The organism is Microbacterium sp. Y832, from assembly GCF_057669765.1.
The window spans coordinates 255,426-272,729 of sequence record NZ_JBYHFM010000004.1 but is presented as its reverse complement, the minus strand read 5'-3'; the positions used below and the strand labels follow the sequence as shown (position 1 = coordinate 272,729).

17 protein-coding genes are annotated in these 17,304 nt (G+C 65.2%); 9 read left to right on the top strand and 8 right to left on the bottom strand.

The features are described from left to right. Positions 1-6: 6 nt before the first annotated feature. The 7 genes from AC25YV_RS09860 to dnaA all read right to left on the bottom strand — a co-directional run bounded on the left by AC25YV_RS09860 (position 7) and on the right by dnaA (position 9,926). Entirely contained in the window at positions 7-411 is a 405-nt protein-coding gene (locus AC25YV_RS09860) for a DUF3566 domain-containing protein (protein ID WP_488123666.1), read from the bottom strand. Then, complete coding sequence (gene gyrA / locus AC25YV_RS09855) at positions 408-3,047, bottom strand: DNA gyrase subunit A (protein ID WP_488123665.1); 2,640 nt, start codon at positions 3,045-3,047, stop codon at positions 408-410. Before gyrA ends, AC25YV_RS09860 begins: the two co-directional genes overlap by 4 nt. A 43-nt stretch (positions 3,048-3,090) precedes the next feature. Further along, the gene (gene gyrB / locus AC25YV_RS09850) at positions 3,091-5,130 is read right to left on the bottom strand and encodes a DNA topoisomerase (ATP-hydrolyzing) subunit B (RefSeq protein ID WP_488123664.1); all 2,040 of its coding nucleotides are present in this window, start codon (positions 5,128-5,130) and stop codon (positions 3,091-3,093) included. Positions 5,131-5,252: 122 nt separating this feature from the next. Further along, on the bottom strand, positions 5,253-5,750 hold the full coding sequence (locus tag AC25YV_RS09845; RefSeq protein WP_488123663.1) for a DciA family protein: 498 nt from the start codon (positions 5,748-5,750) through the stop codon (positions 5,253-5,255). Further along, positions 5,743-6,900 (bottom strand): DNA replication/repair protein RecF, encoded by a 1,158-nt coding sequence (gene recF, locus AC25YV_RS09840; RefSeq protein WP_488123662.1) that lies wholly within the window; start codon positions 6,898-6,900, stop codon positions 5,743-5,745. The genes AC25YV_RS09845 and recF overlap by 8 nt, the downstream gene beginning before the upstream one ends. Before the next feature lie 58 nt (positions 6,901-6,958). Continuing rightward, a complete protein-coding gene (gene dnaN, locus AC25YV_RS09835; RefSeq protein WP_488123814.1) occupies positions 6,959-8,107 on the bottom strand; it encodes a DNA polymerase III subunit beta in 1,149 nt (382 codons plus the stop codon). Positions 8,108-8,501: 394 nt separating this feature from the next. Then, complete coding sequence (gene dnaA, locus AC25YV_RS09830) at positions 8,502-9,926, bottom strand: chromosomal replication initiator protein DnaA (protein ID WP_488123661.1); 1,425 nt, start codon at positions 9,924-9,926, stop codon at positions 8,502-8,504. Positions 9,927-10,246: 320 nt separating this feature from the next. Here dnaA and rpmH point away from each other — a divergent pair, with 320 nt between their 5' ends. The 9 genes from rpmH to AC25YV_RS09785 all read left to right on the top strand — a co-directional run bounded on the left by rpmH (position 10,247) and on the right by AC25YV_RS09785 (position 16,905). Further along, positions 10,247-10,384, top strand: a complete 138-nt coding sequence (rpmH, locus tag AC25YV_RS09825) for a 50S ribosomal protein L34 (protein WP_043595303.1) — start codon at positions 10,247-10,249, stop codon at positions 10,382-10,384. A gap of 9 nt (positions 10,385-10,393) precedes the next feature. Then, on the top strand, positions 10,394-10,732 hold the full coding sequence (rnpA, locus tag AC25YV_RS09820; RefSeq protein WP_488123660.1) for a ribonuclease P protein component: 339 nt from the start codon (positions 10,394-10,396) through the stop codon (positions 10,730-10,732). Next, entirely contained in the window at positions 10,729-11,085 is a 357-nt protein-coding gene (yidD, locus tag AC25YV_RS09815; protein WP_488123659.1) for a membrane protein insertion efficiency factor YidD, read from the top strand. Before rnpA ends, yidD begins: the two co-directional genes overlap by 4 nt. 8 nt (positions 11,086-11,093) lie before the next feature. After that, positions 11,094-12,194, top strand: a complete 1,101-nt coding sequence (gene yidC / locus AC25YV_RS09810) for a membrane protein insertase YidC (protein ID WP_488123658.1) — start codon at positions 11,094-11,096, stop codon at positions 12,192-12,194. A 32-nt stretch (positions 12,195-12,226) separates the two neighbouring features. Further along, positions 12,227-12,742, top strand: coding sequence for a Jag family protein (locus tag AC25YV_RS09805; protein WP_488123657.1), 516 nt, complete (start codon positions 12,227-12,229; stop codon positions 12,740-12,742). A gap of 20 nt (positions 12,743-12,762) precedes the next feature. After that, positions 12,763-13,386: a 16S rRNA (guanine(527)-N(7))-methyltransferase RsmG gene (gene rsmG, locus AC25YV_RS09800; RefSeq protein ID WP_488123656.1), complete on the top strand. Its 624-nt coding sequence runs from the start codon at positions 12,763-12,765 to the stop codon at positions 13,384-13,386. Positions 13,387-14,533: 1,147 nt separating this feature from the next. After that, positions 14,534-15,478 (top strand): ParA family protein, encoded by a 945-nt coding sequence (locus tag AC25YV_RS09795; protein ID WP_488123655.1) that lies wholly within the window; start codon positions 14,534-14,536, stop codon positions 15,476-15,478. Beyond that, the gene (locus AC25YV_RS09790; RefSeq protein WP_488123654.1) at positions 15,478-16,482 is read left to right on the top strand and encodes a ParB/RepB/Spo0J family partition protein; all 1,005 of its coding nucleotides are present in this window, start codon (positions 15,478-15,480) and stop codon (positions 16,480-16,482) included. The genes AC25YV_RS09795 and AC25YV_RS09790 overlap by 1 nt, the downstream gene beginning before the upstream one ends. 75 nt (positions 16,483-16,557) lie before the next feature. Continuing rightward, a complete protein-coding gene (locus tag AC25YV_RS09785; RefSeq protein ID WP_488123653.1) occupies positions 16,558-16,905 on the top strand; it encodes a tryptophan synthase subunit alpha in 348 nt (115 codons plus the stop codon). Between the two features lie 59 nt (positions 16,906-16,964). Here AC25YV_RS09785 and trxA read toward each other — a convergent pair whose 3' ends face one another. Then, complete coding sequence (trxA, locus tag AC25YV_RS09780; RefSeq protein ID WP_488123652.1) at positions 16,965-17,288, bottom strand: thioredoxin; 324 nt, start codon at positions 17,286-17,288, stop codon at positions 16,965-16,967. Positions 17,289-17,304 lie beyond the last annotated feature (16 nt).

Sequence of the window (17,304 nt, the reverse complement as noted above, 5' to 3'; positions counted from 1 at the left end):
CGGACCTCAGTTCGACGTGAAGCCGACGAGGAGTCCGCCTGTCACCTTGACGGCGAGATTGTAGATGCCGGCGAACACGGCACCGAGTACCGTGACCACCACAAGATTGAGGATCGCGACGATCGCCGCGAACGCGAGAACCTGCGGGAGGCTCACGAAGTTGGAGAGCAGGAAGCTGCCGTCCGAGAAGCCCGCGAAGAACTCGTCAGCCCGGTCGATGAGGCCCGTGGTCTGCACGACGAGGTAGACCAGCACGAACGAGACGACCGTCACGACGGCGATCGCGATGGCCGCCAGGAACGACAGCTTGACCGCCGACCAGAAGTCGATGTACACCAGCCGCAGGCGCACCTGCTTGGAGCTGGTCTTGCGGCTGGACTTCTTCGCAAGCTTGTCGGCTACCGTGCTCATGCGTCAGTACTCTCTTCGGGGATCTCGGGCGAGGCACCGGCTTCATCGGATTCGTTCACCGGCTCAGCGGCCTCGGCGTCTTCGGACAGGCCCCGTTCACCATTGCGGGCGATCGCGAGGATGCGATCGTCGGCGGCGGAGCGGGCGAATACGACGCCCATGGTGTCGCGCCCCTTGGCGGGGACCTCGGCCACGGCAGAGCGTACCACCTTGCCGCTGGCAAGGACCACCAAGACCTCGTCGTCCTCCGAGACGATGAGACCGCCCGCGAGATCGCCGCGATCGTCGTTGAGCTTGGCGACCTTGATGCCCAGGCCGCCGCGTCCCTGCACCCGATACTGATCGACGGCGGTGCGCTTGGCATAGCCGCCCTCGGTCACGACGAAGACGAATCCGTCCTCGGCGACGACCGACGCCGACAGCAGGGAATCGCCCTCGCGGAACGACATCCCCTTGACGCCCGACGTCGAGCGTCCCATCGGACGCAGCGCATCATCGGTCGCCGAGAACCGCAGCGACATGCCGTGCCGGCTGATCAGGAGGATGTCGTCGCCCTCGTCGACAAGCAGGGCACTCACGAGCTCATCGGAACCGTTGGTCGGCGCCGTGTCGTCGTCTTCGTCGTCCTCGGTGTCATCCGAACCGTCGGAGCGGAGCTTGATCGCGATGATCCCGCCCTGACGGTTCGTGTCGTACTCCTCCAGGCGCGTCTTCTTGACGAGGCCCCCTCGCGTCGCAAGGACGAGGTAGGTGGCCACCTGGTAATCACGGATGTCGAGGATCTGCGCGATCTCTTCGCCCGGCTGCAGCGCGAGCAGGTTCGCAACGTGCTGCCCCTTCGCGTCACGGCCCGCCTCGGCGATCTCGTACGTCTTGGCGCGGTAGACCCGGCCCTTGGTCGTGAAGAACAGCAGCCAATGGTGCGTCGTCGTCACGAAGAAGTGCTCGACGACGTCGTCGGCCCGCAACTGGGCTCCCTTGACGCCCTTGCCGCCGCGGTGCTGCGAGCGGTAGTTGTCGCTGCGCGTGCGCTTGATGTATCCGTCGCGCGTGACGGTGACGACCATCTCCTCTTCGGGGATGAGGTCTTCGATCGACATGTCGCCGTCGTACCCGTGCAGGATCTCGGTGCGCCGGTCGTCGCCGAACTTGGCGACGATGTCGGTGAGTTCCTCGTGCACAATCGTGCGCTGACGCGCAGGAGTCGCGAGGATGTCCTTGAAGTCAGCGATCTGCAGCTCGAGTTCGTTCGCCTCGTCGACGATCTTCTGCCGTTCGAGCGCCGCAAGCCGCCGCAGCTGCATCTCGAGGATGGCCTGAGCCTGGTCGTCGTCGATGTCGAGCAGCGACTTCAGACCCTCGCGCGCCTCGTCGACCGTGGGCGAGCGACGGATGAGGGCGATGACCTCATCGAGGGCGTCGAGCGCCTTGAGGTATCCGAGCAGGATGTGCATGCGGCGCTCGGCCTTGGCGAGGCGGAACGTGGTGCGGCGCACGATGACTTCGATCTGGTGATCGATCCAGTGCGAGATGAACCCGTCCAGCGGCAGCGTGCGCGGCACGCCGTCGACGATCGCGAGCATGTTGGCGCCGAAGTTGTCCTGCAGCTGCGTGTGCTTGTACAGGTTGTTGAGCACGACCTTCGCGACCGCATCGCGCTTGAGCACGATGACGAGTCGCTGGCCTGTCCGGTCGGATGTCTCATCGCGGATGTCGGCGATCCCGGTGATCTTGCCCTCGCGCGCGAGGTCGCTGATCTTGATCGCGACGTTGTCCGGGTTCACCTGGTAGGGCAGCTCGGTGATGACGAGGCACGTGCGTCCCTGGAGCTCTTCGATCGAGACGACGGCCCGCATCGTGATCGAGCCGCGACCCGTGCGGTACGCCTCTTTGATGCCGCGCGTGCCGAGGATCTGGGCTGCGGTGGGGAAGTCCGGACCGGGGATGCGCTCCATGAGCGCCTCGAGCAGCTCTTCGCGCGTGGCATCCGGGTTCTCCAGAGCCCACAGCGCACCCGCAGAGACTTCGCGCAGGTTGTGCGGCGGGATGTTCGTCGCCATTCCGACGGCGATGCCGACCGAGCCGTTCACCAGGAGGTTCGGGAACCGCGCGGGCAGCACCGTGGGCTCCTGCGTCTGGCCGTCGTAGTTGTCCTGGAAGTCGACGGTGTCTTCTTCGATGTCGCGCACCATCTCGAGCGCGAGCGGAGCCATCTTCGTCTCGGTGTACCGCGGCGCCGCGGCACCCTGGTTGCCCGGCGAGCCGAAGTTGCCCTGACCCAGCGCGAGCGGATAGCGCAGCGACCAGGGCTGCACGAGGCGGACGAGGGCGTCATAGATCGGGGAGTCACCGTGGGGGTGGTACTGACCCATGACCTCGCCAACGACGCGCGCGCACTTCGAGAACGAGCGGTCGGGGCGGAATCCGCCGTCGTACATGCCGTAGATGACCCGGCGGTGCACGGGCTTGAGCCCGTCGCGGACGTCAGGCAGCGCGCGACCCACGATGACGCTCATGGCATAGTCGAGATAGCTGCGCTGCATCTCGGACTGCAGATCGACCTGGTCGATCTTGCCGTGGTCGTGCGCCGGCACGGGGCGTTCGGAAGCTGCGCCTGTCGAAGTGTCGTCAGTCATTCTCGTTCTTCTCTGTAAACGGGTCGCTGAGCCTGGTGCAGGGTCAGATATCGAGGAAGCGGACGTCCTTGGCGTTGCGCTGAATGAATCCGCGGCGGGATTCGACGTCTTCGCCCATGAGGATCGTGAAGATCTCGTCGGCCGCGACCGCGTCGTCGATCGTCACCTGTTTGAGCGTGCGGGTCGACGGGTCCATCGTGGTCTCCCACAGCTCCTTGGCATTCATCTCGCCCAGACCCTTGTACCGCTGGATCGCGTTGTCCTTGGGGATGCGCTTGCCCCGAGCGATTCCGTCGGCGAGAAGCGCGTCGCGCTCTCGGTCGCTGAAGACGTACTCGTGAGGCTGATTCGACCACTTGATGCGGTACAGCGGGGGCTGAGCGAGGTAGACGAAGCCGGCTTCGATGAGCCCGCGCATGTAGCGGAAGAGCATCGTCAGCAGAAGCGTCGTGATGTGCTGGCCGTCGACGTCGGCATCGGCCATCAGGACGATCTTGTGATAGCGCGCCTTCTCGATGTCGAAGTCCTCGCCGATGCCGGTGCCGAAAGCCTGGATCATGGCTTGGACTTCGCGGTTGCCGAGGGCACGGTCCAGACGTGCACGCTCGACGTTGAGGATTTTTCCGCGCAACGCCAGGATCGCCTGCGTGTGCGGGTCGCGACCCTGAACGGCCGAACCACCGGCCGAATCACCCTCGACGAGGAAGATCTCGCTGATCGACGGGTCTTTGCTCGAGCAGTCCTTGAGCTTGTCGGGCATCGCCGCCGACTCGAAGACACTCTTGCGCCGCGCGGTCTCGCGAGCCTTGCGGGCAGCCATCCGCGCAGAAGCGGCATCGATCGCCTTGCGCACGATGTTCTTCGCCTGCACGGGGTTGCGCCCGAACCAGTCGCCGAGCTGGTCGCCGACGACCTTCTGAACGAAAGCCTTCGCTTCGGTGTTGCCGAGCTTCGTTTTGGTCTGGCCCTCGAACTGCGGCTCGGAGAGCTTGATCGAGATGACCGCGGTCAGACCCTCGCGCACGTCATCGCCGGAGAGGTTCTCGTCCTTCTCCTTGAGCAGGTTCTGCGCGCGGGCGTACTTGTTGACGAGCGTCGTGAGGGCTGCGCGGAAGCCCTCTTCGTGAGTGCCACCCTCGTGCGTGTTGATCGTGTTGGCATATGTGAAGACGTTCTCGGTGTAGCTCGTCGTCCACTGCATGGCCACTTCGAGGGCGATCTTGCGGTTGCCGTCCTCGGATTCGAACGCGATGACGTCGTCGTTGACATGCTCGGCCTTGCGCACGTGGTTGAGATATTCGACGTAGTCGACCAGTCCACGCTCATAGAGGTAGCTGTCATTCGGCTGCTGCAGCACGACCTCGCCGGGCTCGATCTCTTCCTCGTATGCCGACGCCGGGCGCTCGTCGCGCAGGTCGATCCGCAGTCCCTTGTTGAGGAAGGCCATCTGCTGGAAGCGCGTGCGCAGCGTGTCGTACTCGAAGTCGGTGGTCTCGAAAATCGTGCCGTCGGGCCAGAAAGTGATCGTCGTGCCGGTCTCGTCGCTCTCTTCGCCGCGCTCGAGGGGCGCTTGCGGCACACCGCCGTCCTGAAACGCCTGACGCCACACGTATCCCTGGCGCCGGACTTCGACCTCGAGTCGCGTGGAGAGCGCGTTCACGACCGACGAACCGACGCCGTGCAGACCACCCGAGACGGCATAGCCACCGCCGCCGAACTTTCCGCCGGCGTGCAGCACCGTGAGAACGACCTCGACCGTGGACTTTCCCTCTGTGCGGTGCATATCCACGGGGATGCCACGGCCGTTGTCGACGACACGGACAGCACCGTCAGGCAGGATCGTGACGGTGATGGTGTCGCAGTAGCCGGCGAGCGCCTCATCGACCGAGTTGTCGACGATCTCGTAGACGAGGTGATGGAGGCCACGCGGGCCTGTCGACCCGATGTACATTCCGGGGCGCTTGCGCACCGCCTCGAGGCCTTCGAGAACCTGGATATCGTCTGCGCCGTACGCTCCGGCGACCCCGCCGCGCGCTTCCGATCCGGTCGTGTCCGTTGCGCGTTCGGGATTCTCAGACGTCATTGGTTTCAAGCACTCCAGATAGATGGCGAGGGCACCTGTCAGTCTATCGTCTTCGGGGCGTCGCCGCCCGTTCTGCGCCCGTCTCGCGCGATGGAATCGGATCGGCCACCCGTGGACGTGGCTCAGCCGTAGGTATCGCGCGGACCGCGGCCTGGAATGGCTCTCGGACCCCATTTCCACGAGGGAACGTCCGGCCCCAAGAAGCGGATGGCGGTGACCCCGGCTTCGGGGAACGTGCGAACGATCTCGGAGAGAATGTGCGAACGCATGAGCTGAAGCTGTTTGGCCCACGCCGTGGAATCGGCTTGAACGGTGAGGGTGCCCTCTTGGAAGGCCACGGGTCGGGTGTGCCGGGCGGTGTCGGCGCCGGCAACTTCGTCCCACGCGCGGACGACATCTTCGCGTGCGAGCTGCGAATCCCAGCCGGCTTCGCGCGTCATCGCCGAGAGCACATCACCGAGCCCGCGCGGGTCACGACCAGGGGTGAACGGCTCGTGATCGTCGTCAGTCTTGCGGCGCTTCTTGCGGCGGAACGACCGCGCCGAAGGCTCGAGGCCACGCAGTCGCAGATAGGTCGCGACGGTTTCGGGGATGTCGGGGATGTCGGCCGGCTCAGACATCGGTCGTCTCCAAGATTGTGCCGGCTTCGACGCGCACGACGCGAGCACGCAGCGCCGAGGGCACGTCGGCATCGACGGCAGCGGTCACGATGACCTGCTCGTAGTCGCCCGCGAGCGCGGCCAGTCGTGAACGCCGATCCGCGTCGAGCTCGGCGAAGACGTCGTCGAGGATCAGTACGGGGTCGCCCAGTCGTGAATCAGCCCGCAGCAGTTCAGCCGACGCCAAGCGCAGAGCCAGCGCGATCGACCACGACTCGCCGTGCGAGGCGTATCCCTTGACCGGCAGACCTCGCACGCGCAGCAGCAGATCGTCGCGATGCGGCCCGACGAGTGTCAGCCCGCGATCGAGTTCGCTCGCCCTCCTCACTGCGAGGGCGGCGCGGAACTGGTCTTCGAGAGCGTCCGCGGGATCATCGGCTGCCGCTGCGTCGACGCCCTCTTCGGGATCACCACCGCCGATCGACAGCGCCCAGGCGACTTCTGGGTGGTGATCGGCACCGGCGATCGAGGTGTAGGCCGCCACGAGCGGGCCGCGCAGATCTTCGGCGAGCCGGATCCGGGCGCGGATCACTTCGACGCCGAGCGTGACGAGCTTGTCATCCCACACCTCGAGTGTGGATAGGGCGTCGCCACGGATGCCGCGGGCCCGAGCGGATTTCAACAGCGCGGTGCGCTGCTTGAGGACGCGCTCGTAGTCCGAGATGACGCCCGCCATGCGGGGTGAGCGCTGAACGAGGAGCTGATCGGCGAAGCGACGACGAGACGACGGATCACCGCGCACGATCTGCAGGTCTTCAGGCGCGAAAAGCACGATCTGCGCGTACCTCGGCAACTCGGCCGGCTTGACGGATGCGCCGTTGACGCGCGCCTTGTTGGCGCCCTGCCGATTCACCTGGGCTTCAAGCAGCACGCTGCGCTCACCGTGACCCAGTCGCGCTCGCACGATTGCGGCATCCGCCCCGTCACGCACCATGGGCGCATCACTGGACACGCGGTGAGAACCCAGTGTGGCCAGGAAGGCGATCGCTTCGGCGAGGTTCGTCTTTCCCTGGCCGTTGCGGCCGACGAAGACGTTCGGACCGGGGACGAGAGCAACGTCGGCGGCCGCATAGTTGCGGAAATCGACAAGGCTCAGGTGTTCCACGATCACCCGGCAAGCCTAACGACGGCCCCTGACACCATCCCGCCAACCCTTCGGGTGCGTGGGGTCAGCGCAGGAGCAGGTTCGGCTGCAACAGGTACTTGAACGAGTCCTCACCCGACTTGTCGACCGAGGTCTGCGGGGTGATGAGGATCGGGCTGAGCTTGTTGGCGTTGTCGCTCGACGTGAACGTCACCCGGGCGAACTCGCTGCGCACGGCACCGAGCGACTCGAGGAGGTACTGCGGGTTGAGCCCGAGCGTGACCTCTTCGCCGACCAGGATCGCGTCGACGGACTCGGTTGCGCGTGCTTGCTCGGTGCCCGATGCATCCATCGACACCGAATCCGTCGTGAAGGTGAACCGCAGCGGTGCGGAACGGTCGAGCACGAGTGACACACGGCGCACCGCTTCGGCGAGATCCGCCGTGTTGACGACGGCGTGGTGCTCGGTGGCCTCCGGGAACAGCCGGCGCACAGGCGGGAAATTGCCCTTGATCAGCAGCGAGGTCACCGTCTTGTTGCCCGAGGTGAACGCGATGATCTCGCGGTCTCCCGATCCCGAGAACGAGACCTTGATCTCGCCCGAGTGAGCGAAGGTCTTGCCGACCTCGGTGAGCGTGCGGGCGGGGACGAGCGCTGTGACGGGCTCGTCGTCGGCTGCAGCGCCGCCATCCCACGGAATCTCGCGCAGCGCCACACGGTAACGGTCGGTCGCGACGAGGCTCAGCGTGGTTCCGGACACCTCGAGCTGCACTCCCGTGAGCACAGGGGTGACATCGTCACGCGATGCCGCGAACGCGACCTGCGCGATCGCCGTTGCGAAATCATCTCCCGGCACGAGACCGGAATCGCCCGTGACTTCGGGGATCGCGGGATATTCCTGCACGGGCATCGACGAGAGCGTGAATCGCGCGGAACCGCACGTCAGAAGAATCCCATCGTCGTCGACCTCGATCTGGATCGGCGCGTTGGGCAGGCGGCTGGCGATGTCAGAGAGCAGGCGACCGTGGACGAGGATCGTGCCCGGCTCGTCGATCGTCGCATCGATCGTCGTGCGAGCGGATGCTTCGTAGTCGAAGGCCGACAGCGAGAGTCCTGCGTCCGAGGCCTCGATCAGCACGCCGGCAAGGATCGGCTGCGGGTTGCGCTGCGGCAGGAGCTTGACGACGAACGACACGGCCTCGCTGAACACATCGCGATTGACGTGGAACTTCACGAATGCTCCCTCGGTCTTGTTGGGAGTACTCATGCTAGTGCCCTTGCGTCCCCACGCCCGAGCGAGTCTGTCGCAGGCCGAGGTTTTCCCCTTGAGGTGATCGGAGCGGGATATAGATGTAGTTCTCTGTCATGGTGTTAACCGCTGTGGAAACTGTGGATAACTCTGGGGATACCGCTCGGCACATGGAAACTACATCGGTGTGAGTTGTGGAGCGGCTGCGGATTAGTGGGTGAGTGCCGATCACCGATACGAGTCGAAATGTCGAGTCATCCACAAGCACCGTGGTCTTCGAGGCCGGGTTTCTGACACTCCGGCGAAGTTATCCACAGGTTATCCACATGTGTAGAACGTGCATGATGAGCCCTTTCGGGCCCTGTGTCAAACCGAAGGGTCAGCGTCCGCCGCGACCGAGCTGGGACGTGATTTCGGAGACCTGATTGAAGATGGAGCGGCGCTCTTTCATGAGTTCGCTGATCTTCTTGTAGGCGTACATGACGGTCGTGTGATCGCGATTGCCGAACAGCTGCCCGATCTTGGGCAGAGACAGGCTCGTGCGCTCGCGGCACAGGTACATCGCGATCTGACGGGCCGTGGCGATGGACTGGGAGCGGCTGGAGCCGTACAGATCATCTACCGTGAGCTTGAAGTACTGCGCGGTCGCCGTGATGATGTCCGTCGGCGAGATGACGTTGGCATCGTCTTGGTCGATGATGTCGCGCAGCACGGTCTGCGCCAGTGGCATGTCGAGCGTGGAGCGATTGAGGCTCGCGAAAGCCGACACCCGGATGAGTGCGCCTTCGAGCTCGCGGATGTTCGAGGAGACGACGGTCGCGATGTACTCGAGGACTTCGTCGGGGATGTGCAGCCGCTCGGACTGTGCCTTCTTACGCAGGATCGCGATGCGCGTCTCGAGATCGGGAGCCTGCACGTCGGTGATGAGGCCCCACTCGAAGCGGCTTCGCATGCGGTCCTCGAAGCCCGTGAGGTGCTTCGGGGGCACGTCGCTCGTGATGACGACCTGCTTGTTGTGATCGTGCAGGGTATTGAACGTGTGGAAGAAGGCTTCCTGTGTTTCGGCTCGTCCCTGCAGGAACTGGATGTCGTCGATCAGCAGGATGTCGACCTCGCGGTAGCGCGCTTGGAAGGCCGACCCCCGGTTGTTCGCGATCGAGTTGATGAAGTCGTTCGTGAACTCTTCGCTCGAGACATACCGAACCTTGATGCCGGCGTAGAGGCTGATCGCGTAATCGCCGATGGCGTGCAGCAGGTGCGTCTTGCCCAGTCCCGAGTCTCCATAGATGAAGAGCGGGTTGTAGGCCTTGGCCGGTGCTTCTGCCACCGCGACGGCCGCAGCGTGTGCGAAGCGGTTCGACTGACCGATGACGAAGCTGTCGAAGGTGTACTTCGGGTTGAGGCGCGTATCGCTGCGGGTGACGCCGGGTGCGGTATCCGACACGTCTTCGATCGGAGAGCGCGGCCCGGGGGACGCCGGGATCACCGGCTCTGTGTGAGTCGGGATGGGAACGGTGAGATGGGCGTCGACCAGATCGGGATTGACCACGACGCGGAACTGTGTGACCTCCCCGTCGGGCGAAGCCTCGGCGATCGCCTCGAGAACGGGTCCGCGCATGCGCTTGGTGAACTGCGCCGCTGTCAGGTCGTTGGGAACGTCGAGGTAGAGGGTGCCCGCCATGACGCCCTGCGGAACGGCGAGGTTGAGGAACCCCTCGAGCTGAGGTGTGATGCGGTCGTCGGTGCGAAGGACATCGAGCACAGCGGACCAGACAGGAACATCTGGATTCTCGTGCGCTGACATATCCCCCCCGGGGTGTTGATGAGTCCACCGGATGTCGCGGATTCATCGCGAACAGCCTGTGGAAAACTGCCGGAGCAACGCTAGTCACGGCGCGACTCAGGAGCAAACTCCACTGTAGAGAGGAGCGGCGTGTCTTTGCCAGGGTCACCTGGGTGATATGGGGATAATGCCCCCCACGAGGTCCGGTTTGAATTCTGGCGTCGCTCGACGTAGCCTTAGTCGGTTGACTCATGCCTCTTGGCGGAGTCCCCTCATCGTCGTCTTCGGCCCTCGACGCATCCACGTGGAGTCCGCGGACCAGCCCCATCCGGAGTTATCTCATGAGCAAGCGCACGTTCCAGCCCAACAACCGTCGTCGTGCCAAGAAGCACGGCTTCCGTGCTCGCATGCGCACCCGCGCCGGCCGTGCCATCCTCGCGGCTCGTCGCGGCAAGGGCCGCACCGAGCTCTCGGCCTGACCTCGCCCGGTGCTGGCGAGGCCGAACCGACTCACTCGCGGAGCGGAGTACAAGGCCGTCGTCCGTCGAGGCCGACGGTGCGTCGGTGAGCACACCGTGACGTACGTGGGCGGGTCGACCGACGCCGCTGCGACTCGCTTCGGCTTCATCGTCAGCCGCCAGGTCGGATCCGCCGTCGTGCGCAACACCGTTCGCCGGCGGCTCAAGGCCGTCTGTGCCGGCGCCCTGCCCAGTGTTCGTCCGGGCGCCGAGATCGTCATCCGCGCTCTACCGAGCGCGGCGACGGCCGATTTCGGCCAGCTTCGCGACGATGTCGTCCGCTGCCTCGCGCGTCGGGCGGCGGCATGAGCGTCCTGCCTGCCTATGCGATCGGCGATGCCCGTCTGGTGGCATCCGATCTGCTGCGGACCGTACCGCTCGTCCCGCGAAACCTGGTGCTCAGTCTGCTTCATGGTTACCGCGCGACGGTCTCGCATATGTACGGCGACGTCTGCAAGTACTACCCCTCGTGCTCTGCGTACGCCGTCGGCGCTGTCCAGCAGCACGGAGCGATCAAGGGCGCAGCGCTGAGCGCCGCCCGCCTCGCCCGCTGTCACCCGTGGGCTGTCGGGGGCGTCGATGACGTCCCCGCTCACTCGAGCTTCCGTCACGCACTGACCCCACACGGGTTCGTCGTGCCTGCCTCCACCGGAAAGGACTGATCCACCGCATGGATCTTCTACTTGCCTCGACCCCCGCTCCGGATGCCAGCGGGGGTGGCTTCGATCTCATCGGAACCATCCTGTGGCCGCTGAAGTGGCTCGTCGAGCTCATCCTCGTCGGCTGGCACTGGCTGCTGACCGCGGCCGGTATGCCGGCGGCCGAGGGCATCACGTGGGTCCTGTCGATCGTGGGTCTGGTGATCGTCGTTCGTTCGGCGATGATTCCGCTCTTCGTGAAGCAGATCAAGAGCCAGCGAAAGATGATGGAAATCGCTCCTGAACTGCGAAAAGTTCAGGAGAAGTACCGCGGGAAGCGTGATCAGCTCTCTCGCGAGGCGATGAGCCGCGAGACGATGGCGCTCTACAAGAAGCACGGCACGACGCCCGTCTCCAGCTGTCTGCCGCTGCTCGTGCAGATGCCCGTCTTCTTCGCTCTGTTCAGCGTGCTGAACGATGTGCAGAAGATCCGCGACAACCCGAACTTCAGTGGCGTCGGGTTGCTCAACACCGAGCTCACGCAGGAGTTCTACGACGCGAAGCTCTTCGGAGTGGCATCTCTTCACGAGACGCTGATCAACGCCGTCGAGAGCAGCAACACCGTGGCGATCGTGATCCTCGTGATCCTCGTCGTCCTCATGATCGGCTCGCAGTTCTTCACGCAGCTGCAGATCATCTCGAAGAACCTCTCGCCCGAGGCCAAGACCGGCCAGGCCTACCAGATGCAGAAGATCATGCTCTGGGTGCTGCCGTTCGCCTTCGTCTTCTCGGGTGTGTTCTTCCCGCTCGGTGTCGTCATCTACTGGTTCGTGTCGAACCTGTGGACGATGGGTCAGCAGTTCCTCGTGATCCGCGAAATGCCGACCCCGGGCTCCGACGCGGCCAAGGCACGCGAGGAACGACTGGCGCGCAAGGGCAAGGCCATCGGTTCGGATGGCAAGGTCGTACCGATGGAGAAGTACCTGGCCGAGCAGCAGCGCCTGCTCGAAGAGGCCGAGCGCGCCCGCGCCGCGGCCCCGAAGCGCCAGCAGCCTGTCAGCAAGCAGCGCGCCAAGAAGAAGCAGGGCGGCACCGGTCAGCAGAAGAAGCCGGATTCCGGCGACAAAAGCTGACACCGCCCATTTCGAGCGATAACGAGGACTTCATGAGCATCTCCCCCGACGTCACGGCTGACGAGCGCCCTGACCGTGAGCCGGCGACCGTCGAGCAGCTCGAGCAGGAAGGCGACATCGCCGCCGACTTCATCGAGGGCCTTCTCGACATCGCCGACATCGACGGTGATCTCGATCTTGATGTGCGCTCCGACCGCGCGTATGTCTCCGTCGAACCGCCCGAGGGCGGATCGGTCGAGCTGCTGTCGGATCCCGACACCGTTCACGCGTTGCAGGAACTCACGCGAATCGTGGTGCAGAACCAGACCGGGCGCTTCTCGCGTCTGATCCTCGACATCGGAGGCTCACGCGACGCACGCCAGCGTGAGCTCGAGTCCCTGGTGGACCGCGCGATCGCGCGCCTCGACGAAGGTGCCTCGCAGGCATCCCTCCCGGCCATGTCGAGTTACGAGCGCAAACTCGTGCACGATGTCGTGGCCGACCGCGGCTTCGTGTCGGAGTCGTACGGCGAAGGTGCTGACCGGCACACGGTCATTCGCCGCGCCTGATCGTTTCACGTGAAACATTCATGATCGATATCGAGAAAGAACCGGCGGCGGCTGCCGAGATCTTCGGTGATCGCATCGACCTCGCCCGGCGTTTCGCTGACTCACTGGGGCTGCACGGCGAAGAACGCGGGCTCATCGGTCCCCTCGAGCCTTCGAGGCTCTGGTCGAGGCACATTCTGAACAGTGCTGTCATCGCTCCGTTGTTCGCTGGGCTCGTCGGCGATGTCGGCTCAGGAGCCGGACTACCGGGTCTCGTGCTCGCGATTGCGCGGCCCGACGTGTCATTCGTGCTGATCGAGCCGATGGAGCGTCGCATCGCGTGGTTGAACGAGCAGGTCGCTGACCTGGGGCTCGACAACGTCGAGGTGCTGCGCGCGCGGGCAGAGGATTGGGACCGCGGTCCCGTACTCGATGCCGTTACCGCTCGGGCCGTCAGCGCCCTGCGTACCCTGGTGCCGATTACCGCTCCGCTCGTCAAAGACGGCGGCGAGCTGATTTTCCTCAAAGGGGCGTCCGCACCCGGCGAGATCGAAGCCGCTGAGAAGCAGCTGCGCAAGTTCAAGGTCAGCGGCGCCCGGGTCGAGATCCTCGGCGCCGACCTCCTCGCGGAGCCCTCCCGCGTCATTCGCGGAACGGTGCGCTAGCGCCGTTTCACGTGAAACGCGCGCGGCCCCGGGTGTGTCGCTGGCGGCGACAGGGCGGCCAGCCCATACCGGCCATGCAGAGGATGGGGCCCGGGACCCTGACATCGCTGACCGGTGGCTACGGGGGCGCGCATGGATCCGTGTGGGGCGGGGATGTTTCACGTGAAACGACCCCGGGCACGCGGCTCCGTCGGCGTCTGGACGGTGAGGCGCGAGCACGGAGGCGACCCCTCGGTAACGCCCGATTCACGCGACGCGTGAACGGCGTCGGACGTCTCCTCCCACTGTGGAACACGCCGTCTGGGGCACCCGCCGGCCGGAGCCTCGCGGCTGAGGACTGCACTTCGCGCGCATCTGCGGTGATGCGCGGTGCGGGCCGCCATAAGGCGACGGTCCCCGGTTGGGTGACCCCACCGACATCGGGTGATGTCGAAGGGAGAGCGCCACAGTCCACTGTTCCACGGGAGACATCGGCTGGTCGAACACACGGCGGCCGTCATGAGCGCGGGGTAGAAGCAGACCAGTGCGGCTTCCCCGCTGTTTCACGTGAAACGGGACCGCGCAGCACGATCACTCATGCCGAACAGGAGTGCGTTCCGCTGGGCTGCGACGTCGGCGCGCAATGGTGATTGCTGTGCCTATCCCATCCGCGGTGGTGCAGCCAGGTGTTTCACGTGGAACGGGACTGCCCGGGGGACCCCGATGCCGCAGCGCATATATCCGGCACGCAAGACGATGTTTCACGTGAAACGCGGGCCGTCCCCTCGATGCTGCGACGGTGGAACACCCGCGAGAACGGCGCGCCCGGCGCCCTCGCCGCTCGCTCGCGAGGCGTTTCACGTGAAACGAGCTTGTTCCGGCCCCCCGGTGCGGCTTCGGCAACCCCAGGGCACAGACGATGCGTCACGTGAAACAGGTGCGCCCGCCGTGCCGCGACCTTTGAGCCAGAGAGGGACCGGCGCCCTTCCGTCGCGCAACGTGGGTTTCACGTGAAACACGGCCGGCGTGTACCGCTCGTCGGTGGGTCGGTCGGCCGACGGGGCAGGGGATTCCGCCTCGGACTGCCTCCGGCTCACCGCGTCGGTGACCACCGCGGGCGGGTAGAGTGGGGTTGTTGTCCGACGAGCATTTCAGGAGACCGTTTCACGTGGAACATCCCGACGAACCGGCGGCCGCGGCACCCTCTTTCAGCCTCGACGATTCGCCGATCGCTCGGGAAATCGCAGACCTCAACGCCCGCCGACGCGTGCTGGAAAGCGCGGATGTGCAGCTCAGTGGTCGCACCCGAGTCCTGACGATCTCGAACCAGAAGGGCGGCGTGGGAAAGACCACCACGACCGTCAATGTCGCTGCCGCCCTTGCGGCAGCCGGTGCTCGCGTGCTCGTGATCGACCTTGACCCGCAAGGGAACGCATCAACAGCACTCGGGGTTCCGCACACTGCAGACGTTCCGAGTATCTACGACGTGCTGATCGACGAGTTCCCGCTCGCTGAGGTCATTCAGACCAGCCCGGAGTCTCCCCGGCTGTTCTGCGCGCCGAGCACGATTCACCTGGCGGGGGCCGAAATCGAGCTCGTGTCGCAGGTCGCGCGCGAACATCGCCTGCGGACGGCGCTCGACGGCTACCTTGCAGACGACACGCACCGCCTCGACTTCGTGCTGATCGACTGCCCACCGTCACTCGGACTGCTCACGATCAACGCGTTCGCTGCTGCCAGCGAGCTCCTTATCCCGATTCAGTGCGAGTACTACGCCCTCGAGGGCCTCAGTCAGCTTCTCGGCACCGTTCAGATGATCCAGAAGCACCTCAATCCGGCCCTCCGCCTGTCGACGATCATGCTCACGATGTATGACGGGCGCACGCGCCTCGCCCAACAGGTCGCCGAAGAAGTACGGGAGCACTTTCCCAACGAGGTTCTCGACACCGTCATCCCGCGTTCCGTGCGCGTCTCGGAGGCCCCGAGCTTCGGGCAGACCGTCATCGCCTATGACGGACAGTCGGCCGGCGCTGTCGCTTACCGTGAAGCTGCCGTAGAGATCATCCGGCGCGACGGCGCGCCCCTGTCCCCACGAACAGAAGAGGAATCCTGATGGCCAAGCGCACGGGTCTCGGCCGCGGAATCGGCGCCCTTATCCCCACGAGCGAGCCCACAGAGGCCCGCCCCGCCGACGTGTTCTTCCCCCGCTCAGCCCCGTCCGAACCGGCCGCACCCGACGATGTGTCGTCCGATGGAGGCGCGGCGACGGCATCATCCACCGCAGCCGCCGCGCCCGAGCTCGTCGCGGTGCCCGGAGCGCACCTCGCCCACATCGATCCGCACTCGATCGTGCCGAATCCGCGGCAGCCGCGCACCCACTTCGACCCCGACGATCTCGCCGAGCTCGTCCACAGCGTGCGCGAGTTCGGCGTGCTGCAACCCGTCGTCGTGCGTGACACGGGCGAGGGCACGTACGAGCTCATCATGGGCGAGCGTCGCACACGCGCGGCCCGCGAAGCCGGGCTCGAGACGATCCCCGCCGTCGTCCGTGAGACCTCCGACGAGCATCTACTGCGTGACGCCCTGCTCGAGAACCTGCACCGCTCCGAGCTGAACCCCCTCGAAGAGGCGTCTGCCTACGAGCAGCTGCTCGCTGATTTCGGGATCACGCAGGAAGAGCTCGCGAGCCGCATCGGGCGATCCAGGCCCCAGATCAGCAACACGATCCGCCTCTTGAAGCTGCCGATGCCGGTGCAGCAGCGAGTCGCTGCAGGGGTGCTGACGGCAGGTCATGCCCGGGCCATCTTGTCGCTCGACGACGCCGACGCAATGCAGCGGCTCTCGGACAAGATCGTGAACGAGGATCTCTCGGTGCGCGCCGCCGAGGCGGCCGCGAAGATGACGGATGTGGCCGGATCCCGTCGCCCGAAGCCCCAGGCGGGGTCGCGGCGCGCACACCTCGACGACCTTGCTGAGCGCCTCGGCGACCGCCTCAACACACGCGTCAAGATCGCGCTGGGTGCGCGCAAAGGCCAGATCAGTATTGACTTCGCCAGCATCCAGGACCTCAATCGGATCCTCGAGGAACTCGGCGAGTCACCGTACGGCGCGAGCTGATCGGAAACCCGGGCCAGGAGGAGCCGGCGTTCCGGCGCGGGCGCCCGCGTGCTCCGAGCGACGTACCCTGGATGAGTGACTAACGACGACCAGAGGCCGCGCCGGCGCGCGAGCTTGGAGCTGCTGCGCGCCGAGGCGACCGATGAACTGTCCGTCATCATCGACGAGCGTCTGCGCTCCGGCCAGGATCCATGGGAGTTCATGGAGGATCTGCCGACGGTCGATGAGCTCGTCGTCTTCACGCTGCGCGCCGAGAACATCGAGGCCGACGGCGGGGTACGCCCGACCGCGGCGCGCCACTACCGGGTACTGCGGCAGATCGCCGAGGACTACCCCGAATTGACGACGGCCGTCTGGCGACTGCTCGGCGAGGCTAATACGCATCGTCCGTGGGATGCCACGGTGCGGGCAGACGCCTCGTAGAAAAAGTGAAACCCCCGGTGAGGTGGAAAAACCATCACCGGGGGAGTCGAAGATCAGTGTCAGCCGATGTACTTGGCGAGGTCCTGCTCGAGTGCGAACTTCGGCTTGGCGCCGACGATGGTCGCTTCGACCTGGCCGTTGTTGAAGACCTTCATCGCCGGAATCGACGTGATCTGGTACTTCATCGCGAGGTCAGGATTCTCGTCGACGTTGAGCTTGAGAATCGTGATCTTGTCGGGGTTCTCAGCCTGGATCTCATCGAGAACGGGAGCGACCATGCGACACGGTCCGCACCAGGCGGCCCAGAAGTCCACGAGCACGGGTCCTTCGGCCTGGAGCACGTCCTGCTCCCATGTGGCCGACGTCGTCGCTTTGGCGGTCATGTCTATCTCCTTTTGG

Coding starts and splice junctions, on each gene's coding strand:
- yidD (WP_488123659.1), top strand. CDS start 10,729: ATGAGCGTCCTGCCTGCCTATGCGATCGGCGATGCCCGTCTGGTGGCA.
- rsmG (WP_488123656.1), top strand. CDS start 12,763: ATGATCGATATCGAGAAAGAACCGGCGGCGGCTGCCGAGATCTTCGGT.
- AC25YV_RS09805 (WP_488123657.1), top strand. CDS start 12,227: ATGAGCATCTCCCCCGACGTCACGGCTGACGAGCGCCCTGACCGTGAG.
- trxA (WP_488123652.1), bottom strand. CDS start 17,288: ATGACCGCCAAAGCGACGACGTCGGCCACATGGGAGCAGGACGTGCTC.
- rpmH (WP_043595303.1), top strand. CDS start 10,247: ATGAGCAAGCGCACGTTCCAGCCCAACAACCGTCGTCGTGCCAAGAAG.
- gyrB (WP_488123664.1), bottom strand. CDS start 5,130: ATGACGTCTGAGAATCCCGAACGCGCAACGGACACGACCGGATCGGAA.
- AC25YV_RS09790 (WP_488123654.1), top strand. CDS start 15,478: ATGGCCAAGCGCACGGGTCTCGGCCGCGGAATCGGCGCCCTTATCCCC.
- dnaA (WP_488123661.1), bottom strand. CDS start 9,926: ATGTCAGCGCACGAGAATCCAGATGTTCCTGTCTGGTCCGCTGTGCTC.
- AC25YV_RS09845 (WP_488123663.1), bottom strand. CDS start 5,750: ATGTCTGAGCCGGCCGACATCCCCGACATCCCCGAAACCGTCGCGACC.
- gyrA (WP_488123665.1), bottom strand. CDS start 3,047: ATGACTGACGACACTTCGACAGGCGCAGCTTCCGAACGCCCCGTGCCG.
- AC25YV_RS09860 (WP_488123666.1), bottom strand. CDS start 411: ATGAGCACGGTAGCCGACAAGCTTGCGAAGAAGTCCAGCCGCAAGACC.
- yidC (WP_488123658.1), top strand. CDS start 11,094: ATGGATCTTCTACTTGCCTCGACCCCCGCTCCGGATGCCAGCGGGGGT.